Source organism: Adlercreutzia sp. ZJ304, assembly GCF_011039075.1.
In the GTDB taxonomy this organism is placed as follows: Bacteria; Actinomycetota; Coriobacteriia; order Coriobacteriales; family Eggerthellaceae; genus Adlercreutzia_A.
Genome location: NZ_JAAKEG010000004.1, coordinates 175,024 through 196,908, shown reverse-complemented (window position 1 = coordinate 196,908; position 21,885 = coordinate 175,024). Strand labels below are relative to the sequence as shown.

Annotated in this window: 22 protein-coding genes; 21 read left to right on the top strand and 1 reads right to left on the bottom strand. The window is 46.4% G+C overall.

Annotated features, from left to right (window positions below):
* Window position 1: 1 nt before the first annotated feature.
* Genes G7Y46_RS03150 through G7Y46_RS03115 form a run of 8 tightly spaced genes read left to right on the top strand, consistent with a single transcriptional unit; the run spans window position 2 to window position 6,930 of the window.
* On the top strand, window positions 2-220 hold the full coding sequence (locus tag G7Y46_RS03150) for a 4Fe-4S binding protein (protein WP_165252408.1): 219 nt from the start codon (window positions 2-4) through the stop codon (window positions 218-220).
* The gene (locus G7Y46_RS03145) at window positions 217-1,281 is read left to right on the top strand and encodes a 3-methyl-2-oxobutanoate dehydrogenase subunit VorB (RefSeq protein ID WP_165060291.1); all 1,065 of its coding nucleotides are present in this window, start codon (window positions 217-219) and stop codon (window positions 1,279-1,281) included. The genes G7Y46_RS03150 and G7Y46_RS03145 overlap by 4 nt, the downstream gene beginning before the upstream one ends.
* 1 nt (window position 1,282) lies before the next feature.
* Window positions 1,283-2,128 carry a thiamine pyrophosphate-dependent enzyme gene (locus G7Y46_RS03140; RefSeq protein WP_165060289.1) on the top strand — a complete coding sequence of 282 codons (846 nt, stop codon included), beginning with the start codon at window positions 1,283-1,285 and terminating at the stop codon, window positions 2,126-2,128.
* A complete protein-coding gene (locus G7Y46_RS03135) occupies window positions 2,121-2,657 on the top strand; it encodes a 2-oxoacid:acceptor oxidoreductase family protein (RefSeq protein ID WP_165060287.1) in 537 nt (178 codons plus the stop codon). Before G7Y46_RS03140 ends, G7Y46_RS03135 begins: the two co-directional genes overlap by 8 nt.
* Before the next feature lie 23 nt (window positions 2,658-2,680).
* Window positions 2,681-3,232, top strand: a complete 552-nt coding sequence (locus tag G7Y46_RS03130) for an XRE family transcriptional regulator (RefSeq protein ID WP_165060285.1) — start codon at window positions 2,681-2,683, stop codon at window positions 3,230-3,232.
* Between the two features lie 6 nt (window positions 3,233-3,238).
* Window positions 3,239-4,909 (top strand): AMP-binding protein, encoded by a 1,671-nt coding sequence (locus G7Y46_RS03125; protein WP_165060283.1) that lies wholly within the window; start codon window positions 3,239-3,241, stop codon window positions 4,907-4,909.
* Between the two features lie 31 nt (window positions 4,910-4,940).
* On the top strand, window positions 4,941-5,762 hold the full coding sequence (locus G7Y46_RS03120) for a hypothetical protein (RefSeq protein ID WP_165060282.1): 822 nt from the start codon (window positions 4,941-4,943) through the stop codon (window positions 5,760-5,762).
* Between the two features lie 22 nt (window positions 5,763-5,784).
* Window positions 5,785-6,930: an ATP-grasp domain-containing protein gene (locus tag G7Y46_RS03115; protein ID WP_165252406.1), complete on the top strand. Its 1,146-nt coding sequence runs from the start codon at window positions 5,785-5,787 to the stop codon at window positions 6,928-6,930.
* A 117-nt stretch (window positions 6,931-7,047) separates the two neighbouring features.
* Here the strand turns inward: G7Y46_RS03115 and G7Y46_RS03110 are convergent, their stop codons facing one another.
* Entirely contained in the window at window positions 7,048-8,184 is a 1,137-nt protein-coding gene (locus G7Y46_RS03110) for an ABC transporter permease (protein ID WP_165252404.1), read from the bottom strand.
* Between the two features lie 197 nt (window positions 8,185-8,381).
* On the opposite strand from G7Y46_RS03110, the gene G7Y46_RS03105 reads away from it, so the two are divergent.
* From G7Y46_RS03105 to thiI, 13 genes are all read left to right on the top strand, one after another.
* Window positions 8,382-8,792: a hypothetical protein gene (locus G7Y46_RS03105; RefSeq protein WP_165252402.1), complete on the top strand. Its 411-nt coding sequence runs from the start codon at window positions 8,382-8,384 to the stop codon at window positions 8,790-8,792.
* Window positions 8,793-8,846: 54 nt separating this feature from the next.
* On the top strand, window positions 8,847-9,734 hold the full coding sequence (locus G7Y46_RS03100; RefSeq protein ID WP_165252400.1) for a radical SAM protein: 888 nt from the start codon (window positions 8,847-8,849) through the stop codon (window positions 9,732-9,734).
* Window positions 9,735-9,935: 201 nt separating this feature from the next.
* Window positions 9,936-10,532 (top strand): bifunctional pyr operon transcriptional regulator/uracil phosphoribosyltransferase PyrR, encoded by a 597-nt coding sequence (gene pyrR / locus G7Y46_RS03095; protein ID WP_165060275.1) that lies wholly within the window; start codon window positions 9,936-9,938, stop codon window positions 10,530-10,532.
* Entirely contained in the window at window positions 10,532-11,476 is a 945-nt protein-coding gene (locus tag G7Y46_RS03090) for an aspartate carbamoyltransferase catalytic subunit (protein WP_165060274.1), read from the top strand. The genes pyrR and G7Y46_RS03090 overlap by 1 nt, the downstream gene beginning before the upstream one ends.
* Window positions 11,460-12,752: a dihydroorotase gene (locus G7Y46_RS03085; RefSeq protein WP_165252398.1), complete on the top strand. Its 1,293-nt coding sequence runs from the start codon at window positions 11,460-11,462 to the stop codon at window positions 12,750-12,752. Before G7Y46_RS03090 ends, G7Y46_RS03085 begins: the two co-directional genes overlap by 17 nt.
* Window positions 12,745-14,094, top strand: coding sequence for a glutamine-hydrolyzing carbamoyl-phosphate synthase small subunit (gene carA / locus G7Y46_RS03080; protein ID WP_165252396.1), 1,350 nt, complete (start codon window positions 12,745-12,747; stop codon window positions 14,092-14,094). The genes G7Y46_RS03085 and carA overlap by 8 nt, the downstream gene beginning before the upstream one ends.
* The gene (carB, locus tag G7Y46_RS03075) at window positions 14,081-17,296 is read left to right on the top strand and encodes a carbamoyl-phosphate synthase large subunit (protein WP_165252384.1); all 3,216 of its coding nucleotides are present in this window, start codon (window positions 14,081-14,083) and stop codon (window positions 17,294-17,296) included. Before carA ends, carB begins: the two co-directional genes overlap by 14 nt.
* A 6-nt stretch (window positions 17,297-17,302) precedes the next feature.
* The gene (locus tag G7Y46_RS03070; protein WP_241157028.1) at window positions 17,303-18,106 is read left to right on the top strand and encodes a dihydroorotate dehydrogenase electron transfer subunit; all 804 of its coding nucleotides are present in this window, start codon (window positions 17,303-17,305) and stop codon (window positions 18,104-18,106) included.
* The gene (locus G7Y46_RS03065) at window positions 18,100-19,008 is read left to right on the top strand and encodes a dihydroorotate dehydrogenase (protein ID WP_165252375.1); all 909 of its coding nucleotides are present in this window, start codon (window positions 18,100-18,102) and stop codon (window positions 19,006-19,008) included. The genes G7Y46_RS03070 and G7Y46_RS03065 overlap by 7 nt, the downstream gene beginning before the upstream one ends.
* Window positions 19,002-19,730 (top strand): orotidine-5'-phosphate decarboxylase, encoded by a 729-nt coding sequence (gene pyrF / locus G7Y46_RS03060; RefSeq protein ID WP_165252373.1) that lies wholly within the window; start codon window positions 19,002-19,004, stop codon window positions 19,728-19,730. The genes G7Y46_RS03065 and pyrF overlap by 7 nt, the downstream gene beginning before the upstream one ends.
* 21 nt (window positions 19,731-19,751) lie before the next feature.
* A complete protein-coding gene (gene gmk, locus G7Y46_RS03055) occupies window positions 19,752-20,312 on the top strand; it encodes a guanylate kinase (protein WP_165252371.1) in 561 nt (186 codons plus the stop codon).
* A gap of 19 nt (window positions 20,313-20,331) precedes the next feature.
* Window positions 20,332-20,592 (top strand): DNA-directed RNA polymerase subunit omega, encoded by a 261-nt coding sequence (locus G7Y46_RS03050; protein WP_165252369.1) that lies wholly within the window; start codon window positions 20,332-20,334, stop codon window positions 20,590-20,592.
* 23 nt (window positions 20,593-20,615) lie between these two features.
* A complete protein-coding gene (gene thiI, locus G7Y46_RS03045; RefSeq protein ID WP_165252367.1) occupies window positions 20,616-21,821 on the top strand; it encodes a tRNA uracil 4-sulfurtransferase ThiI in 1,206 nt (401 codons plus the stop codon).
* Window positions 21,822-21,885 lie beyond the last annotated feature (64 nt).

Below are 21,885 nucleotides of genomic sequence, written 5' to 3'. Positions count from 1 at the left end.
TATGGGCAAAGTTGTTATCGATGAAAGTTTTTGTAAAGGGTGCGGTATATGCGTAAGTGTATGCCCGCAGTCTATTCTGAAACTTGATACGGAAACTATAACGCCAAAGGGATATAACCCGGCTATGTGTATAAATGAACAAGCATGTACTGGGTGTGCTTCGTGTGCACTGATGTGTCCCGATGTGGCTATAAGCGTTTACCGGGAGGTGAGGGCATGAGCGAGAGAGTTTTAATGAAGGGCAATGAAGCGCTAGCTGAAGCTGCCATGCGCGCTGGTTGCCGATACTTTTTTGGATATCCAATAACACCGCAAACTGAGTTAGCGGCTTATATGTCAAAGCATATGCCAAAACGCAATGGAGTTTATCTTCAAGCGGAAAGCGAAATAGCTGCCATAAACATGGTGTATGGAGCTGCTTCTTGCGGGAAGCGAGCTATGACTTCATCTTCAAGCCCCGGAATTTCTTTGAAGACTGAAGGTATTTCATATATGGCAGGTGCCGATCTTCCAGCTGTAATAATTAATGTGCAGCGTGGAGGTCCGGGGCTTGGCAGTATTCAGCCTTCACAAAGCGATTATTGGCAAGCTACGCGCGCTATGGGTCATGGCGATTTCTATTTGCCAGTATTTGCGCCATCGACTGTACAAGAGGCGGCTGATTTAGTTTATGAGGCTTTTGATGTTGCTGATAAATATCGCACACCAGTAGTTATTCTGGCAGATGGCATGCTTGGGCAAATGATGGAGCCGGTTGTGTTGCCTGACGAGCGTAACTTGGAAGACTTGCCGGAAAAGCCATGGGCAACCGATGGGCATCATGGAAAGCGCACTCATAATATTGTTAACTCGCTGTTCTTAGATGCGCAGGAGTTGTGCGACAAGAATGTAGAGAGATTTGCTCGCTACGATCAAATAAAGCGCGATGAAGTTCGTGTAGAAGAATATTTGACACAAGATGCAGATGTTGTAGTTGTAGCGTTTGGAGCCGCTGCGCGTATAGCGCGTAGTGCTGTAAACGACGCTCGCTCTAAAGGAATTAAGGCTGGATTAATTCGCCCTATAACGCTTTGGCCATATCCGGTACAGGCGATAGAGAATTGCAATGCCCGAGCGTTCCTTGTGGTGGAAATGAATATGGGTCAAATGGTTGAAGATGTGCGTCTTGCTGTAAACGGTGCTGCACCTGTGGAATTTTTCGGGCGGACTGGTGGTGTTATCCCAAGACCAGATGAGGTTTTGGAGCAAATAGTTGCTATAAGCGAGAAAGTGGGTGAGTAGCATGGCAAATGAAATGGAATGCGTATTCGAGCGTCCAAAGTCGCTGCTTCCCGTTGTTACTAACTATTGTCCGGGATGCACGCATGGTATTGTCGAGCGTTTAGTTGCCGAATGTATTGATGAATTCAATATGGAAGGAGAAACGGTTGGCGTTGTACCTGTTGGCTGCTCTGTTATGGCATATGACTTTTTTGGCTGCGACATGATAGAGGCGGCGCACGGTAGAGCTCCGGCGGTGGCTACTGCTGTAAAGCGTGTATTTCCCGACTATCTCGTATTTGCCTATCAAGGCGATGGCGACCTAGCATCTATTGGCATGGCTGAGACGATTCACGCAGCAACTCGCGGCGAAAATATAACCATAATTTTCATCAACAATGCAATATATGGTATGACTGGCGGGCAAATGGCTCCAACAAGTTTGCCGCATCAGGTTACGCAAACATCTCCATATGGTAGAAATCCTGCATATGCTGGTTATCCCATTCGTGTGTGCGAGTTGCTTTCGTCGCTTGATGGAGTTGCTTATCTAGAGCGCGTAACAGTAGATTCTCCAAAAAATGTCCGCAAGGCAAAAAAGGCAATAAAACGCGGTTTTCAGAACCAGTTAGATAAAGTGGGCTATTCACTTATAGAGGTTGTTAGCACATGTCCAACAAATTGGGGTATGTCGCCTGAAAAGGCGTTTGAATGGATGCGCGAAAATATGTTGCCATATTATCCGTTGGGTGTATACAAAGATATTCAAGCTGAAGGTTATGCAGATGCTGCAGAGGCTGCTACAGCTCGTGCAGCGGCATGTCCGATGGTTTCCGAATACGAAAGGAGCAGTAGCGCTGATGTCTAAAGATATACAAGCCGTGCTTGCCGGATTCGGTGGTCAGGGTACTCTTTTTGCTGGTAAAGTTATTGCTTATGCAGGGCTTATTGAAGATAGATACGTTTCGTGGTTTCCGTCGTATGGACCAGAAATGCGCGGAGGTACTGCGAATTGTTCTGTTACTTTGTCGGTAGAGCCGATTGGCAGCCCCCTAGTTACTGAACCAGATGCAGTTATAGCAATGAATCAACCTTCTTATGATAAGTTTGTTGAAGAGGCATCTTCCGGAGCTGCTGTCGTTTTTGACAGCGATCTTGTAGAGCCCGGCGATAGTCGTAGCGACATCCAAAAGATTGGAATTCCTGCCGCCAGAATTGCGCAAGACGCTGAAATGGGCAAACTTGCCAATATTGTGCTTTTAGGAAAACTGTGGTCTATAACGCATTTTTGCGAAAGGGCTACGCTAGATGAAGCTATTAAAAAGTGCGTTCCTCCATCTAAAGCGCATTTGGTCGATATGAACAAACGCGCACTTGAGATGGGGATAGATGCTTAATGCTCCTAGAGAAAGGGGTAATAATGGACTGTGATATGAAAGAACTTGCGCAGCGTATTCAAGGATTACGCGAAGCATGTGATGTTTCTGCACAGGAAATGGCGGATGATATAGGCGTATCTCTTGAAACGTATAAGCAGTGGGAAAACTATGCCGACAATGTGCCTATTTCGGCTATTTATCATATGGCTCATCGTTTTGGCGTGGATATGACAGAGATATTGACAGGCACGGCTGCCAAGCTAGACACATATCATGTGGTACGGCGCGGCGAAGGTCGTGTAGTCGATCGTCATCCGGGTTATCACTTCGAGGATATGGCATGGCGCTATCGCAATAAAATGATGCAACCGCTTGTAGTAATACTAGAACCTAGCAGCGATGCGGTAGAACTAATAACGCATAAAGGTCAGGAATTCAATTTTGTGATTGAGGGTTCTGTTATTGTAACTGTGGGTGACAAGGAATTTACCTTAAACGAGTGGGATAGTATTTATTTCAACCCAGAAATACCGCACGGTCAGCGCTGCGCTGGCAATTCAGTAGCAAAATTCGTAACGATAATTGCTGAGTAGGATAAGATGGATTACATACTAAAGAAATATCTTCCCCGTATAGAATTTGATTCCTACGAGGATTTTGTCGAAAATTTTCGCATAGATGTACCGGAAGCCTTCAATTTCGGGTTTGATGTTGTTGACGAATGGGCGCGTGTACAACCTGAAAAACGCGCTATGCTATGGATTAATGATGCGGGCGAGCAGCGCACATTTACCTTCACCGACATTTCGCGCCTGTCTAATAAAACAGCTAATGCACTTGCGCGATTAGGCATAGGCAAAGGCGATGTAGTGATGTGTATTTTACGCCGTCGATGGGAATATTGGGTTGTGGCCGTTGCTCTTGCAAAACTTGGTGCAACCATTATTCCGGCATCGCTTCAGCTTACGAAGAAAGATATAGTTTTTCGCGCCAATAGTGCCAATGTGAAGACTATGGTATGTGTGTCTGACAATTACGTACTTACTCAGGTTGAAGAAGCGCTGCCTGAATCGCCCACCATTCAAAACGTTATTATTGCAGCAGGTCAGCGTGAAGGTTGGCTTTCATTTGACGAGCTGATTGCCAGTGAATCTGATGTATTTGAGCGACCTGTTGGCAATGCTGGGGTCACAAGCAAAGATACTATGCTTATTTATTTTACTAGCGGAACTACTGGCAATCCGAAAGCTGTTATGCATAATTTTGCTCATCCGCTTGGGCATATTATTACGGCAAAATACTGGCAGCAGGTTCAAGAGGACAAGCTGCATATGAGTGTGACTGATTCCGGTTGGGCGAAATTTGGCTGGGGTAAGATATACGGTCAATGGCTTTCGGGTGCTAGCATTTTTACCTACGACATGAATAAATTTATACCAGCAAAATTATTGCAGGTTATGCAAGATTACGAGCTAACTACATTCTGCGCGCCCCCTACAATGTACCGCTTTATGCTTCAAGAGGATGTGGCTTCATACGATTTATCTAGCATTCAGAACTTCGCTACAGCAGGCGAGCCACTGAATGCTGAAGTAACAATACAGTGGGAAAAACTTACTGGTAAGAAAATTCGCGAAGGGTTTGGACAAACTGAAGGACCAGTGTTGCTGGCTACTTTCCCATGGATAGAGCCGCGTCCGGGCTCTATGGGTAAGCCTTCGCCATTATTAAACGTGAAGCTTTTAGACGAGTCTGGTGCGGAAGTACCGGAAGGCGAAGAAGGTGCCATTTGTGTGACAGGCTTGCGTGAGGCATATCCACCGGGTTTATTTGTTGGCTATTATGGCAATGATGAAGCTACACGGGAATCTGTTGGTGGTGATTATTACAACCTTCACGATATGGCATGGCGCGATTCCGATGGTTATTGCTTTTTTGTTGGTCGAAACGATGATGTAATTAAATGTTCGGGTTATCGAATAGGACCATTTGAGGTTGAAAGTGCGCTTGTAGAGCATCCGGCGGTTGTTGAATGCGCTGTTACCGCTGCGCCTGACCCGATAAGGGGAAAGGTGGTAAAGGCAACAATAGTGCTGGCGAAAGGATATGAGCCATCTGACGAGTTGGTGCGAGAGTTGCAAGAACACGTAAAGCATACAACGGCACCTTATAAATATCCGCGTATCGTGGAGTTTACAGATGAACTTCCAAAGACTATTGGTGGAAAAATTAAGCGTAAACTTATCCGTACTAATGATGGGCTTGATTAGCAGATTTGTATCCTCGTAGAAGGAGAAGACCGTGCTGCCGTATTTTAAGAAGTACTCGATAATTGCTTGCGTTATAGGTATTGCTCCATCAATTCTTGTAACTACTGTGTATCCGCTATTTACAGGCACAATAATGGCAGCGTCTGTTGGTGGTTTGCTGCTTCTGTTTGTAATATTTTTTGCATCGCTTACGCTGGGCGTGAATATGATGGAACGCAAGGCTGAAAAAGACACGACGGATATGCTTTCTCTATATAACGATAAGTGCGATCCGCAGGCATTAATCGATAAGGGCAAAACGGTTGCTGCAAATATTACATTTCCATGCAAGGATACGGGTGCGTGGTTTATGTCATATTATGCGCAAGCCATGCTAGATGTAGGCAATAAAGACGATGCTTTGAATGTAGAGCGCGGGCTTCGCAGCAGTATGCAAGCGGCAAAAAAGCCACAGGCTAAAGTTGGCATTTTAGTGAATTTAATACCGCTTGTTGATAAAACAGGCGGTACTGAGCAGGCTATGCAGCTTATTCAGGAGGGACTGCAAATTTCAGAAGGCGATCCTAGTCCTATAGCGGCAACTAGGCGAGCATACCTAACTAGTCAAGATAAAATAATGAAAGTGCGCGCTTCTGGCGATGCGTTAGAAGCTGTAAAGATGGATGAATCTATTATAGGAAGCACCGAATATCCCATGCGAATTCGTGTAGAAGCGGCGTGGGCGCAGGCGCGGGCTTATTTCAGATTGGCTGACGCAGCAGGAGAGCGAACAGCGCTAGATTTTGTAATAAAGCATGGTAATAAGTTGGCATTGGTAAGCCAAGCACAACAGCGTTTGAGCGCTTTAGGCTAGACTTTTTGCGTGGAGGGAAACTATGGTCATACTGGATGCTCCTTATGCTTCGGATATGTTGCTTAGTTGGCTAGAGGAATCACAACATCCTGTTTTGACGAATCGTTTTACACGCTCTATTGATGGATTTAAGCTAAATTTAGTAGATGATGCTACAGCTATTTCGCTAATAGATTCAGGGCAGCGAGTATATACAAATTCAGAAAATGCGCTGGCGTGGATTATGGAAAATACCCACGCCGATTCGCTTAAACACGGTATATCTGTATTTAAAGATAAACTTGAAATGCGCCGGGTTCTTAAAGATTTGGATAAAAATCTGTTCTTCAAAGAGTGCGCAGCAGATGAACTAGCTGTAATTAATTATTCTGAATTGCCAGAAACAATAGTGTTAAAGCCCACAGTGGGCTTTTGTAGCATGGGTGTATATGTAATTAATAATGCACAAGAGTGGCAAAACGCACTTGAAGATATAAAGCGCGATTCGGCGCGCTGGCAGCAAATGTATCCCGATAGCGTTGTTAATGCCGGGCGCTTTATTATTGAGGATTATATCTGTGGGCAAGAATATGCAATCGATGCGTTCTTCGATTCGCAGGGTAAAGTGCATGTGTTAAATGTTTTGAAGCACGATTTTGCGTCTGCGGAAGATACAAGCGATCGAATGTATACCACAGGTGCAGATATTTACGCGCAAATGGCACCAGTGTTTACAGACTGGCTTCAGAAGGTAAATGAAGTTGTGCGAGTGCGCGACTTTCCTATACATGTGGAAGTGCGCGTTAATGGACAGCATGTAAGTCCCATCGAGTTTAATCCTATGCGTTTTGCGGGGCTTGGCGGCACAGATGTGTCGCAGTATGCGTTTGGATTTAAGACATATCAGGCTTATTTAGATAATGCTATACCGGATATGTCTGCTTATAAGTTGCATACTGAAAAAGTATTCACAATGTCGCTTTTGAATCCACCAGCAGATACAGATGGTACCGAAAACTTCGACTATGATGCTTTTATTGAAAACTTTCAGATGGTTCACGAGATGCGTAAATTCGACGTATCGAAAGTTGGAAATTACGGTTTCCTATTTATCGAAACAACTCCAGATAGCTCAGAATTAGATTTCTTAATGCATGATGATTTAAGCAGATTTATCGAGAAACGCTAACCTTGTTGCCGACAATGCGGGGATATGCCGACATTCCCCGCATTGTCGGCAATTCTCATAATCCTCATAGGAGTTAAAGTCGGCGGGATTGGCGTGCGAGGACGAGAATCTTCGAGCCTACTCGTAATCGTAAGAACGATCGGGGCGTGAAAAGGCGGCCGTTGCTATCGCCAGTATGACGCCGACGAGCGCATAGCTCCAAAGCGCATGGACGCCAGAGTTCCATATTGTGATTCCAGGGACGTTCGATACTATGTCATTCAGGCTCGCATCGGTAAACGTCTCAACGATCCATGGTAGGATGGGTTCAGGAAACGCCTCAAGAGAAACCCATCCTGCAATCGCGCCGATCAGAAGCAAGAGCCCGGCGGCGAGTGCGGCAAGCCAGAGACGGATTTGCGCCAAGCCTCCGAAGAACAGCATGACCAGAAACGACATGATCCACAGTTCGCCGATGGACGGCAGAAGCACGTTTGTATAGTGATAGGCGTTGACGAGTATCAGATAGTCGCCAATGGCCACTAGGATCGATAAGAGGGCAGATGCCAACGCAACGACAACGAGGCGCCTCACGCGGACTGCGAACGTGGCACCGCGCCGTATGGGGTATGCAACCGATAGCAGCAACGACGCCACTATAGGCGGCAGCAGGAGCCAGACGTGACACAGCGGGTCTACGTCGCGCTCGCCTATTTCCCCCGAGATGCTGCTGCCGGGATATTCCGAGCTCGCACTGAGACCGGCCGTGTTAAGAAGACGTGTGATGCTCGAGCCGACTTGCTGTTGCAGGACGGGGTCGGTCGTTTTTTCGACCACCACATCGACGACGGCGTTCTTCACGTCTTCCGTGCTGTTGGTTATGTTTTGGGTTGTTTCGTTGATTTTGCGCTTCGTGTAGTCCTCAGGGATGACGATGGCTCCTGTCACCTCCTCGTTTTCGAGCGCCGTGTTCAGTTCGTCTTGCGTCTTGTACGTCTTGAACTCTATGGAATAGGAGTTGAGATGAGTCTCGCTGCTGCCGGGCGTCGCCGTGAAGAGCTCGCCACTCGTCAGCTTCTCGACCATTTGGGACCCGAGGTTGCTTTGGCCTTGGGAGGTCTGCACGCCCTCGTCTAGCGAGACAATACCCAGCTTCGTGTCGCGCGGGTCGGACGTCAGGAACGTGTAGAAAAGAAGAGCCAGCAAGAACAGGAGCAATGCGAGGGCGAAAAGTATGATGTGTCCGTGCTGCTTTTTGTGATACCTCTTCGCCATGAGGGCATTATATATGAATCACGCGCTCCAAACAATATCCGTCGCGGACACCGTATTTGCAGATGGGCAGATGGACAGACTCTTCGCGCCCAGCTCGGAGATCAGCGTCTGGACGATCACCATGCCGGGGTCACAGCGAGCACCGGCACCAAAAACGTCGAGTGAACCCTTGGTCGCCCCGTTGTTTGGAGGGAGCGATGTTGCGACTTACGTCGAGAAGTTCGCTCACGCCGCATAATCCATTCGCCATGATGATCGAACAGGCAGGCAGCGTTTCTGGCGGAGCTCTTCAGGCTACAAGACATCTAATGGCTGACACTTTCTCGAAACAAGGGCTCCCTTTTCCACTCTCTTCTTATCTGGATACGCAAACCAAGAACGGAAGACCTTGGAATAAGATTATAGATATCATTCAGGAGCTCTCCATCGAAACAACTGGCGATAAACGTCAGGCAGAAGCCATTTATATCCGTCTATTCACTATAAGAGCGCAAGATTTCATCGGTGGAGGTGCGGCGCTTGTATTGACCTCCGCATACATTAAAGCGCGTGGTATAGATGATTCCATTCGTAAGACGCAATTGAAGCTGGCGTACAGGGACGTGTAATATGCGTGTGTCATATAATTAGCGGGAATGGAATTTAATCTGAAAGGATAAGTTATGCCGGTTAAATCTCCTCAACATCGACCGCCTCAAGATATGAACTGCCCAATGCTTCCCATTGTGGATGGTTGCGCTCATGGAAAATGCCGATTCTGCGACATATTTACAGATATTCCCTTTACAGCGCTACCTATGGAAACCGTAATATCTGATATTGAGGAAATTGCAAAATATTCAACCGCCATAACTAGACGCATTTATCTTACCGGTGGTAATCCTTTTACATTGCCTACTAAGCGTCTAATTGAAGTGTTTGACGAGGTGGAAAAGCGCATTCCCACAGTAAATAGCTATGGTGGATTTTGTCGCATAGCCGATATTGCCAATAAAAGCGATGAAGATCTTGCGCTGCTTGCAAGTAGAGGCGTGGACGACATAGCTATAGGTGCAGAAAGTGGATTTGACGAAGCGTTAGCTTTTATGTGCAAAGGTCATACCGCTGCAGATATCATCGAGCAAGCAAAACGTCTTCATAAAGCTGGTATAAGTTTTACTTTCTTCTACCTTACAGGAATGGCTGGTGCGGGGCATACAGAGGAAAATGCTATCGCATCGGGAAAAGTTTTCAGCGAAGCTGCGCCAAAGCGCATTCTGGTAGTTACAATGACTCCAACTAAAACATGGCCCTTAGCAGCCGACATACAAGCGGGTAGATGGAAAGTACCCACGGAAATTGAAATGGCACACGAGATACGTACTCTTATCGCAAATTTGAATTGCGACTGTACGGTGAACTGTTCGCACGATACTGACATTCTGCGTTTTCAGGGTAGAGTTCCCGAAAACCAAGAAAAAATGCTGGAATTGCTTGACAATCTAATACCCAAAATGAACGAGCAAGCATCTAGGCGCATGCGCGAAATGCTTCATAAAGCCACTTTCTAGTTGGTTGGGTATTTATCATTGGCGCTGCACATTAGCATGCTTAAAAATTAATTGAAGAATAGGGGTTACTTGGTGCACGGGTTCGTGGCATACTGTTCCGTGACCTTTAAAAGCGGTACAGAGAGACCGACAAGGCACGCAGCTTAAACACGGCAGCTTTTCTCGGTTCATCTGTACGCACTCGACCAGTAAGGAGTGTGTATGAGCGAACCTCTCGTAAAATCCATTTGCATGAATGAAGAGGATATTGATCGCGCACTTACGCGCATGGCACATCAGATCCTCGAAGCAAATCACGGCGCAAAAAGTTTAGCGCTTGTGGGCATTGTTACACGCGGAGACATTTTGGCGAAGCGCCTGCGCGAACGCATTGAAGAAATTGAAGGCGTTTGCGTACCGCTAGGCAAATTAGACATCAGCTTCTACCGCGACGATTTTATGACGCACTTTGCCCCCGAAGTGCTAGGTACAGACATTCAATTTAACATAGATGGTAAAACCATAGTGCTAGTTGATGATGTACTTTACACCGGTCGCACAATTCGTGCGGCGCTTGATGCATTGATGGATATCGGTCGCCCTGCGGCGGTACAACTTGCGGTGTTAGTAGATCGCGGGCATCGCGAACTTCCCATACGCGCAGATTATGTAGGCAAAAACGTACCGTCAGCAGCAGATGAAAGCGTAAGACTTTTCTTACAAGATGTAGATGGTAAATCGGCGGTGGAAATTCTGGATGTTGATCCGGGTGGGCGCGCGGGAGCGGCGCCTCTGGGCACAAAGGAGGATACGGAATAATGGCTTTCCCGCACAAGCATTTAATTGACATCTCGGAATATTCAGCAGATGAAATAATGCTGCTATTGAAGACAGCCGAGAGATTCAAAGAAGTGAACGAGCGCCGCATCAAGCAGGTGCCGACACTAAAAGGCGCAACTATTGTGAACATGTTTAACGAGCCTTCTACACGTACACGCTCGTCGTTTGAAATTGCTGAGAAGCGCCTTTCTGCCAACAGTTTAAATTTCGGTGGAAGCTCCACATCTACAGTTAAAGGCGAAAGCTTATCCGATACGGTGGAGACACTTTGCGCCTACAAAGTGGATATGATAATTGTGCGCGATAAGCACGCAGGTGTACCGCGCAAAATTGCCGATTTATCTGGCGTGCATGTAATAGATGCAGGAGACGGCAAGCATCAGCATCCGACACAAGCTTTGCTTGACCTTTATTCCATCTGGGAACACAAAGGCAAGTTTGAAGGGCTAAATGTTGGCGTTGTGGGCGATATAAGCCACTCGCGCGTATGCGGCTCTCTTATTCCTGCGCTAAAAATAATGGGCGCTAATGTTTGTGTTATAGCACCGCCTACTTTGCTTCCGGCTGACGTAGCCACACTTGGTGCTGACAGCGCTACTAGCGATCTAAACAGCGTTCTTCCCGACCTAGACGTTGTTTATATGCTGCGCGTTCAGCGCGAACGTTTGGAAGGTGCGCCATTTCCTAGTTTGCGTGAATACAATATGTTGTTTGGGCTTACAAAAGAGCGAGATCATTTAATGAAGCCAGATGCTATTGTATGCCACCCGGGTCCCATTAATCGTGGCGTGGAACTAGATAGCTTTATGGCAGATCACCCCAAGCGTTCAGTAATTCTAGATCAAGTTTATGCAGGCATTCTCGTGCGCATGGCTGCGCTATATCAGCTTTTGGGAGGTACAAACGATGGCATTGATGCTTAAAAATGCGCGCGTAATCGACCCGCAGGTAGAACTTGACGAGGTAATCGATTTACTTGTGCGCGACGGACGCATTGTTGAAGTAGGCAAAAATCTTTCTATGGAAAAAGGTGAAGAGGTAGACCTTAGCGGAAAGATTTTGGTGCCGGGGCTTGTAGACATGCATGTGCATTTACGCGAGCCGGGTTTCGAACAAAAAGAAGATATAGCAAGCGGCACTAGGGCGGCGGCGCACGGTGGTTTCACGGCAGTATGCGCTATGCCCAACACTAATCCAGTAATAGATAATGCTGTCGGCGTAGAGTATGTGAAAGCGCGTGCAACGCAAGTAGGTAAATGCCGCGTTATTGTTTCTGGGGCATGCACTAAAAATCTTGAAGGCGAAGTATTGTCCGAGATGGGCGATATGATAGCGCACGGTGCAAAAGCATTTACCGATGACGGGCACGGTGTGCAAGACAGCGGTATGATGCGCCGCGTACTAGATTACGCTTCTCAGTTTGACCGCGTGGTTATGGTGCACTGTCAAGATAACTCCCTTGTGGGCGAAGGCCAGGTAAATGAAGGCGTGGCATCTACTCGCCTTGGCATGTTTGGCTGGCCAGCAGAGGGCGAAGAGCTAGAAATTGCACGCGACATAGCTCTTTGTAGATTAACTGGTTGCCCGCTTCATATTCAGCATATAACTACTGCTCGCGGTGTCGAAATGGTAAGAGCAGCTAAAGCGGAGGGGCTACCTGTTACTTGCGAAGTTACGCCACATCACATGTTCTTAACAGAAGATGATATTGACGATACATACCCCACTTCCCTTAAAGTAAATCCGCCGCTGCGCACTAAAGCTGATGCTAAAGCGCTAATTGAAGGTGTTGCAGACGGAACCATTGATGCCATAGTTACCGACCATGCTCCACATACCGATTGGGAAAAAGATAGAGAATTTGAGCTTTCGCCTTTCGGAATGATTGGACTTGAAACATCACTTGGCTTGGTGCTTACAAATTTGGTGAATAGCGGCGTAATAGATTACGCGCGCATGATTGAACTTATGGCAATAGCGCCGCGTGCTATATTGCGCGAAGACCCTGTGCGTATAGAAGCAGGAAGCATTGCCGACTTCACAGTGATTGATCCCGATAAAAAGTGGAATGTATCTCGCGATAATTTCTATTCAAAAGCCGGTAATTCAGGTTTCTTAGGGTTTGATTTAGTAGGGTGTGCCACCGATGTATATGTTGGCGGCTATGCAACATTGCGTGATGGGAAGATAGTTGAGTAAAGCTAGTGAAGCATTATTGTCGGGCACCTCTAAAGCTACAAGGTGCCCGGCACTGTTGGTGCTAGAAGATGGCAGCGCATTTTCTGGATTTTCGTGTGGTACTAAAGGAGAGGTTTTTGGGGAGGTGTGTTTTAACACCTCTGTTGAAGGTTATTTAGAAGTTATAACCGACCCTTCTTATGCGGGTCAAATAATAACCATGACTTATCCGCAAATAGGAAACTATGGCGTTGACGTGCAGGATGTACAGCGCGATACGCCCGCATTGCGCGGACTGGTTGTATATGATATGTGCAGCACGCCCTCTAGTTGGCGAAGTGTAGTTAGTTTGCCCGATTATTTGGCAGAACATGGTGTGGTAGCAATTGAAGGCATAGATACAAGAGCGCTTGTAAGACGCATTCGCGAATCTGGAGCTATGCGTGGTGGTATTTCTACAGAAGACTTGAATGTTGAAAGTCTGCTTAATAAAGTGCGCTCTCAAAAAAGCATTGTGGGCGAAAACTTGGTTGCCAGTGTCTCTTGCGATGCTATGCGCGCGGCTCCACATGTGCCGACAAATCACACATTCGCTTTGAGCGAAGCGCAGCCGCGTCAATTCAAAGTAATTGCATACGATTGCGGAGCTAAAGATTCAATATTGCATTCATTAACATTGGCAGGATGTGAAGTTGGTGCAGTTCCATGGAATACACCGGCGCAAGATGTTTTAAATATGCAACCTGATGGTGTATTTCTATCGAATGGTCCGGGAGATCCGGAGGCGGTTCAACAAACATATGATCAAGTGGCAAAACTTATGGGTAAAGTACCAATTTTTGGAATATGTTTGGGGCACCAAATGTTGTCGAAAGCAGCTGGAGCTAAAATAGAAAAGCTGAAATATGGTCATAGAGGTGGCAATCATCCTGTGGTCAATCTACTTAGCTCTCGCGTGGAAATAACTGCTCAAAATCATGGGTTCGGGCAAGTCTTTCAAAGTTTAGGTGAAATTATTCCAGAACAATCAGCAGGGCATGCGCAGCACTTCGACGATTTGCGCAAGTGGGCTGCATTGGGTGTAGCACCCGTTGTAAAAAATGAACGCTATGGACGCATTCGCTTAACCCATGTGAACTTAAACGATGGCACGCCTGAGGGAATGGAGTTTTTAGATATTCCGGCTTTCAGTGTGCAATATCACCCGGAAGCCTCTCCGGGTCCTACCGATTCGCATTATCTATTTACGGCATTTATGCGTCTTATGGCAGGAGATTCAGACTATCTGAATATTGATATAGCCCACGATCGTTTGCAGGGATGGAAGTTTGCTTGCAAGGAGGCCGCTAATGCCAAGGCGTAATGATATAGAAACCATTTTAGTAATAGGAAGCGGTCCGATTGTTATAGGTCAAGCATGCGAATTTGACTATTCAGGTGCGCAGGCGTGCAAAGTTCTTTCGCAAGATGGCTACAAGGTTGTGCTTGTTAATTCGAACCCAGCCACCATTATGACCGACCCCGAATTGGCTGACAGAACATATATTGAACCTATTACTGCTGATGCAATTCGCGACATTATTAAGAAAGAACGCCCCGATGCGCTGCTTCCAACCTTAGGTGGTCAAACTGCGCTAAATGCCGCAGTTGAACTTGCTGAAAAGGGTATTTTGGATGAGTTCGGCGTAAAAATGATCGGGTGCGATTTGGCTGCTATTCAGCGCGGTGAAGATCGCAAGGTCTTCAACGAATGCATGGCTGAACTCGGAATTGAAACAGCGCGTAGTGGTTATGCATACTCTGTTGAGGATGCAAAAAAGATTGTGGCGCAAATTGGCTTTCCTGTTGTACTGCGACCTTCATTTACACTGGGCGGCGCTGGTGGTGGCATAGCTCATAACGAAGAAGAATTAACGCGCATAGTTTCTCAGGGTTTAGAGTTATCGGTAACATCTGAGGTTTTGGTTGAAGAATCTATTGAGGGTTGGAAAGAATACGAGATGGAGGTTATTCGCGATAGCGCCGGAAACGGCATTATTGTGTGCTCCATAGAAAACCTAGACCCAATGGGTGTCCATACGGGCGATTCAATAACCGTTGCGCCGGCGCAAACTTTAACCGATATTGAATACCAACGCATGCGTGTAGCTTCTCTGGCAATTCTAGAACGCATAGGGGTGGAAACTGGCGGCAGTAATGTGCAGTTTGCCGTAAACCCGCAAAACGGTCGCATGATTGTAATAGAGATGAACCCGCGCGTATCTCGTTCTTCGGCGCTAGCTTCAAAAGCTACTGGTTTTCCTATAGCGAAGGTGGCGGCAAAGCTTGCTGTGGGTTACACCTTAGATGAAATATCAAACGATATAACAAAAGTAACACCGGCATGCTTTGAGCCCGCTATAGACTATTGTGTGGTGAAAGTTCCGCGTTTTGCTTTTGAAAAATTCCAAGGTTCTGACGATACTTTATCTACAAGGATGAAGGCTGTTGGAGAGGTTATGGCCGTTGGGCGTACATTTGAGGAAGCGTTTGGAAAAGCAATGCGCTCGCTCGAAAATGGACGCGCGGGGGCGCTATCTTCTGGCAATATTTCAGATCTTGATGAATTGCGTGAATTGATAAGTCGTCCTACTCCAGAGCGCATTTTCCATATTATGGATGCGCTTTGGGCAGGCATGTCATCTTCCGATATTTGCGAGATAACTCGTATAGATTCATTCTTTGTACAGCGCATGGCTGATATGGCGACCATTGGGCGTAATTTGGAAAATATGCGCCTAGATGAACTAGATGCGGATGCAATGCGCTTGCTTAAACAATACGGTATTTCTGATGTTGAAATAGCGCGCGCCACACATGCAAGTGAAGCAGAGGTTCGCGCAACACGTAAAGCGCTAGGGGTAATACCTGCCTTTAAGGCGATAGATACATGCGCTGCCGAATTTGAATCCAGCACCGATTATTTCTATAAAACTTACGGTGCAAGTGAAAGCGAAATAAGCACTTCCAATAAGCCGCTAGTTATCATTTTAGGGGCAGGACCAAACAGAATAGGTCAAGGTATCGAATTTGATTATTGTTGCGTTCATGCTAGCTATGCGCTTGCGGAACGTGGATTTGAAACAATAATGGTTAACTGTAACCCCGAAACCGTTTCCACCGATTACGACACTTCTGACAAGCTGTATTTCGAGCCACTAACATTTGAAGATGTAATGGATATAGCAGATGTTGAACACGCAAGCGGCGTAATAGTTACTTTAGGTGGACAAACGCCACTGAAATTGGCACGCCGTCTTCAGGATGCAGGCATTCCCATAATGGGAACATCTCCCGATTCGATCGATCTTGCAGAGGATCGCGATAGATTTGCAGCGCTTTTGGATAGATTGGCGATATCTTATCCGCCCGCCGGCATGGCTCATACTTACCAGCAGGCTGTGCAGGTGGCAGATAAAATTGGCTTTCCGCTGCTTGTGCGCCCAAGTTATGTGCTTGGTGGCAGAGGCATGGCTATTGTCTATGATGGTGTGCAGCTTGAGAAATACATGGGTGAAGCCGCGCGAATATCTCCAGATCATCCTGTGTATTTAGACCGCTTCTTAGAGGGAGCAGTAGAATTAGACTTAGATGCAGTTTGCGATGGCGAAACGGTGTACATCGGTGGCATTTTAGAACATATCGAAATGGCGGGTATTCATTCGGGCGATTCTGCGTGCTGCATTCCGCCATTTGCATTGCCGGAAGCTATTCAGCAGCGCTTGCGCGATATAGCGCGTATGCTTGCGCTCGAATTGGGCGTAATTGGACTTCTGAATATTCAATTCGCCATAAAAGATGGCATAGTATATGTGATAGAAGCAAACCCGCGTGCCAGCCGTACAGTGCCGTTTGTTTCGAAAGCAACCGGAGTACCGCTTGCTAAGGTGGCAGCGTGCGTTATGTCTGGTGAAAAGTTAGTCGATATGAATCTTCCACCCGATACGCGGCTTTTAGATCATTTCTGTGTGAAAGAGGCTGTTATGCCTTGGGGCAGATTCCCCGGATCAGATGTGGTACTTGGACCGGAAATGCGCTCTACCGGCGAAGTTATGGGAGTTGCACGCAATTTCCCACTTGCTTATATGAAAACTCAACTTGCTATAGATTACGAAATGCCCAAAGGTGGTAAAGCGTTTATTTCTGTAAATGACCGCGATAAGAGAAACGTGCTACCCATAGCTAGAAATATTAAGCGTCTTGGCTTTGAAATTTTAGCAACACAGGGAACAGCGCGTGCATTGCGGGCTGCTGGTGTAGAATGCGAAGAAGTTGGCAAGATTTACGAAGGCTCAAGCGATATAACGGCATCCATTGCTGCAGGAGAGATTTCTATTATTATAAATACTCCAATGGGTTCTGCTACGCGAGGTGATGGATACGAACTGCGAGCAGCAGCTGTGCGTCATGGCATAACATGTGTTACTACTTTAGCAGCGGCGCAGGCTTTTGTAGCAGGTATGGAAGTGGCTTCAGAAAGCAACTTTGAAGCGGTGTGTTTGCAAGATCTACCTAGATGGAGATGATGCACCTTGAGCGGATTATTTGATGAAATGGGCGAGGTCAAGCAGAACTTACAAGTTGGTCCCAATCTTTATCTTTTAAGTATGCTTGCACCTAAAACAGCTAGTAAGATACTTCCCGGTCAATTTGTACATATGCAGATATCTACAAACCCAGCACATGTGCTCAGGCGACCATTCTCTATTTATGCGGCAAATCCTGAAAATGGAATGATTGACATTTTGTATCAGGTTGTTGGCAGCGGTACGCGCGAGATGACGTTTTGGCAAGCGGGCGATAAAGCACCTATGATTTCGCCTATAGGGCATGGGTGGACGCTGTCAGACGATATTCATAAAGCTTTGCTTGTTGGTGGTGGAGTAGGAGCTGCTCCTCTCTACATGCTCTGTGTTGCGCTATGTAAAAGCGGAGTTCAAGTTGATGTCGCTTTGGGTGCGGGTTCTTCAAATAGTTTAGTATGCCTAGATAGATACAATGAACTTGCTATGCCTAAACTTCGCGTGCTGTGCGCAACCGATGATGGTAGTTACGGAATTTCTGGGTTCTGTACATCCATTGCTCAAGATGCCCTGCAATGCGCTGCAGATTCTGATGCTCCTTACGATTATGTAGCTACATGTGGTCCAGAGCCTATGATGAAAATAGTTGCTAATTTGGCGCACACTGCTAACGTGCGTTGCGAAGTTTCGCTTGAGCGCCGTATGGCTTGCGGTGTTGGGGCTTGTCTTTCGTGTGTAGTTGATACTAAAGATGGCAAAAAGCGTGCTTGTGTGGATGGTCCAGTATTCGATGCGCAGGAGCTACTATGGTAAACATGAGCGTCAATTTAGGCGGGTTACACATGAAAAACCCTGTAACCACAGCTTCTGGTACTTTTGCTGCCGGGCTTGAATATTCCGACTTTATAGATGTGGCGGCTCTTGGTGCTGTAACTACTAAAGGAGTTTCTCTGAACGGGTGGGAAGGCAACGCTAGTCCGCGTATCGCCGAAACACCTTCTGGCATGCTGAATTCTATAGGATTGCAAAATCCCGGAGTAAACCATTTAATACAAAATGAAATACCTTGGTTAAAAGCTAAAGGTGCAAGTGTAATTGTTAACGTATCCGGGCACAGCATCGATGAATATGTCCAAGTTATAGAGGCTTTAGAGCCGCATCCTGTAGATGCTTACGAAGTGAATGTATCTTGCCCTAATGTAGATGCAGGCGGCATGACAATGGGGTGCAGCCCAGTCTCTGTCGGACAAGTAGTTCAAAAGTGTAGGTGCGCTACGTCGCGTCCGTTAATTGTGAAGCTAACACCTAACGTTGGCGACATAACAGAAATCGCTAAAGCAGCAGAAGCATCTGGAGCTAATGCCATTTCGCTTATCAATACTCTTTTAGGCATGGCAATAGATGCCCGCACACGAAAGCCTAAACTTGCACGCGTAGTGGGTGGTTTATCAGGACCTGCAGTAAAACCTGTAGCGCTTCGTATGGTTTGGGAATGTTCGCATGCCGTATCTGTTCCCATACTTGGAATGGGTGGCATATGTACCGGTGAAGATGCTGTTGAATTTATGCTTGCAGGCGCTACAGCTGTAGCAGTAGGTACTGCGAACTTTACAAATCCGCACGCTAGCGCCGATGTTGTAGATGGTATCAGGCATTATTGTGAGATGTATGGCGTAAAAGACGTAAACGAATTGATAGGAGCACTGGAATGCTAAATCATTTCAATGAAGAATCTCGCAAAGATAGAGTTATTGTCGCGCTCGACTGTGAAGCTGATAAAGCGATTGCAATTGCTTATGAATTAGCTGGTGTTGCTTCTTGGGTAAAGATTGGTATGACGCTATATTATGCGTATGGTACCGACCTAATCAAAATGCTGAAACAACGCGGTTATAAAGTATTCTTAGATCTAAAATTCCATGATATTCCGCATCAAGTTGAAGGCGCTGCCAGATCGGCGGCGGAATCGGGTGCGGATATGCTAACTATGCATACATCCGGCGGTGTCCCTATGATGGAAGCCGCGCAGCGTGGGGCAATAGCTGGTGCTAGCAATATTGGAAGAAGCGTACCTGTAACGCTTGGCATTACGGTATTAACGTCAATGGATGAGACTACGCTTAACCAATGTGGAGTTGCACGTCCTATGCAAGATCAGGTTCTCGCTCTGGCCGATCTTGCAGTAGATGCTGGGATATCGGGTGTTGTTGCTTCACCTATAGAAGCCGCTGCCCTTCGTGCGAAAATGGGAGAGAATGCCTATATTGTGTGTCCGGGCGTGCGTCCCGCTGGTTCTGCACTTGGCGATCAAAGCCGTGTAGCAACACCTTCACAAGCATTCGATAATGGTGCTTCGCACATTGTGATAGGTCGTCCAATTACAGATGCTGACGATCCGATAGCAGCCTTCTGCCGCATAGCAGAAGAATTAAACTAGCGAAACTAAAAGGCTGCAACTATGAGCAGAGGTCATCTAATAGTTATATCCGGACCTTCTGGGGCAGGGAAAGGCACGCTGGTAAAGCGTTTAATTCAAGATGTAGCAAATACATGGATTTCTGTGTCTGCAACAACGCGCCCGCCGCGCCAAGGAGAACGTAATGGTCGCGAATACTTTTTTATGTCGCGCGAAGCTTTTGAGAAAGCAATAGAGCAAGATCGCTTTTTGGAATGGGCTGAATACGACTCAAATTTGTACGGCACACCTATGGGTTCTGTTCTTGAACATATTGATGCAGGCGATGAGGTAATTTTAGAAATAGAAGTACAAGGTGCTGCAGCTGTAAAAAAGCGTATGCCTGAATGTAAAATGGTATTTGTAGAGCCACCATCTCTTTCCATACTCGAAGAGCGCCTAAGGGGTAGGGGAACTAATAGCGAAGCATCCATTCGAGCTAGAATGGAAACCGCAAAACTGGAGCTTTCGCGCAAATTAGAGTATGATAAATTGCTTGTGAATGATGACCTTGATACCGCAGCGAAAGAGCTTGCGGATTATGTGACCGGTTTGACAGATTAGATTTGAGGCAAGAAGACATATGAGCATAATCGAACCACCTATCGACATTCTGCTTGAAGAGGCTGATAATGATCGTTTTTTGCTGTGCACACTAGCTTCTAAACGTGCACATGATATTAACGACATGATGCGTGGTCAGCGAGATCGCGCTATTGCATTGCAAACAGCAGTTGAAATTGCTCGTGCTGCCGACACAAAGCCGCTTACAATGGCGTTTAATGAAATAGCACGCCATGATGTGTCGTATAATCCCGAAAGCATAGATGTTCATAATCACTAATTTTATTGAGAACAGTTTGCGCTTTGATTATGTATCAGCGAGTAATACTGGTTCATTACCACGAAATCGGGCTTAAGGGCAAGAATAGAGGGTCTTTCGAGCAGAGGCTTCTTAAAAACTTGAAGTTTCTTCTTGAAGGTTTTCCCGTAGTTGATATTCATAGAATTTCTGGACGGCTTGTCGTTTTTCTTAAAGAAGGCACAAGTCTTCATATTGCCTGTGCGTGCGAAGAAATAATTGCGCAGATACCCGGGGTGGCGCGTGCGTCTTGCGGTTTTAAATGCCCGCGAAATATGGATGATATTGGGCAAGCTGCTATAAATGCTTTAGCTGAGGTACAAACATTTGAAACCTTTAAGGTACAAGCGCGACGCAATCATACCGATTTCGAGATAGATTCAATGCAAATTAACCGCGATATTGGTGCGGTTTTGTGTGAGGCTTATCCTACCAAGCATGTAAAGATGAAATCCCCCGATGTGCAAGTTGATGTAGAGGTTATACAAAATAGCGCGTTTGTGTATGCAAAAAGTATCGTTGGCATAGGCGGCTTACCGGTGGGAAGTTCGGGGCGCGTTGTGTGCCTGCTCTCATCTGGCATCGATTCACCTGTTGCTTTGTGGCGCCTAGCGCGTCGCGGAGCCAATTGCATAGGCGTTCATTTTTCGGGTGCGCCTGTTACGAGCGACACATCAGAGTATCTCGTAGACGACATCGCGCATGTTCTAGAGAAAACAGGATGTATATCTCGTATATACACTTGCGCTATGGGCGATTATCAGCGCGAAATATCGGTATTAGCTCCGCCACCGCTACGTGTAATTCTGTATAGGCGTCTTATGTTTAAGACGGCAGAACGCATAGCGCACATAGAAGGTGCACGTGCTCTTGTTACAGGCGAGAGTTTGGGACAAGTTGCATCACAGACACTAGATAATATAGCCGCAACAGATCAATCTGTTAATCTACCAATTCTGCGACCACTTATTGGTACAGATAAGCAGGAAATAATTGCTCAGGCACAGCAGCTTGGCACATTTGAGATTTCTTCTCAGGATGCTCCCGATTGTTGTACCTTGTTTATGCCGCGCTCTCCTGAAACGCACGCAAAGATAGATGCTGTTTTGCAAGCGGAAAGCGAATATCCACTAGAGAATTGGGTAGAAGAACTTGCAAGCAATGCATGTGTGCATGAATACAATTCACCATTACTAAAACGCAAGAATTAGCTCCCTTACTGCACGTATTTATATAGTGTTAGATAAGTGCCAGAATTATGCACGATATTTGCAA

Bases quoted from the DNA above. Each gene is read 5' to 3' on its own strand.
- G7Y46_RS03150 (WP_165252408.1), top strand. From the start codon at position 2: ATGGGCAAAGTTGTTATCGATGAAAGTTTTTGTAAAGGGTGCGGTATA.
- G7Y46_RS03145 (WP_165060291.1), top strand. From the start codon at position 217: ATGAGCGAGAGAGTTTTAATGAAGGGCAATGAAGCGCTAGCTGAAGCT.
- G7Y46_RS03140 (WP_165060289.1), top strand. From the start codon at position 1,283: ATGGCAAATGAAATGGAATGCGTATTCGAGCGTCCAAAGTCGCTGCTT.
- G7Y46_RS03135 (WP_165060287.1), top strand. From the start codon at position 2,121: ATGTCTAAAGATATACAAGCCGTGCTTGCCGGATTCGGTGGTCAGGGT.
- G7Y46_RS03130 (WP_165060285.1), top strand. From the start codon at position 2,681: ATGGACTGTGATATGAAAGAACTTGCGCAGCGTATTCAAGGATTACGC.
- G7Y46_RS03125 (WP_165060283.1), top strand. From the start codon at position 3,239: ATGGATTACATACTAAAGAAATATCTTCCCCGTATAGAATTTGATTCC.
- G7Y46_RS03115 (WP_165252406.1), top strand. From the start codon at position 5,785: ATGGTCATACTGGATGCTCCTTATGCTTCGGATATGTTGCTTAGTTGG.
- G7Y46_RS03110 (WP_165252404.1), bottom strand. From the start codon at position 8,184: ATGGCGAAGAGGTATCACAAAAAGCAGCACGGACACATCATACTTTTC.
- G7Y46_RS03105 (WP_165252402.1), top strand. From the start codon at position 8,382: ATGTTGCGACTTACGTCGAGAAGTTCGCTCACGCCGCATAATCCATTC.
- G7Y46_RS03100 (WP_165252400.1), top strand. From the start codon at position 8,847: ATGCCGGTTAAATCTCCTCAACATCGACCGCCTCAAGATATGAACTGC.
- pyrR (WP_165060275.1), top strand. From the start codon at position 9,936: ATGAGCGAACCTCTCGTAAAATCCATTTGCATGAATGAAGAGGATATT.
- G7Y46_RS03090 (WP_165060274.1), top strand. From the start codon at position 10,532: ATGGCTTTCCCGCACAAGCATTTAATTGACATCTCGGAATATTCAGCA.
- G7Y46_RS03085 (WP_165252398.1), top strand. From the start codon at position 11,460: ATGGCATTGATGCTTAAAAATGCGCGCGTAATCGACCCGCAGGTAGAA.
- carB (WP_165252384.1), top strand. From the start codon at position 14,081: ATGCCAAGGCGTAATGATATAGAAACCATTTTAGTAATAGGAAGCGGT.
- G7Y46_RS03065 (WP_165252375.1), top strand. From the start codon at position 18,100: ATGGTAAACATGAGCGTCAATTTAGGCGGGTTACACATGAAAAACCCT.
- pyrF (WP_165252373.1), top strand. From the start codon at position 19,002: ATGCTAAATCATTTCAATGAAGAATCTCGCAAAGATAGAGTTATTGTC.
- gmk (WP_165252371.1), top strand. From the start codon at position 19,752: ATGAGCAGAGGTCATCTAATAGTTATATCCGGACCTTCTGGGGCAGGG.
- G7Y46_RS03050 (WP_165252369.1), top strand. From the start codon at position 20,332: ATGAGCATAATCGAACCACCTATCGACATTCTGCTTGAAGAGGCTGAT.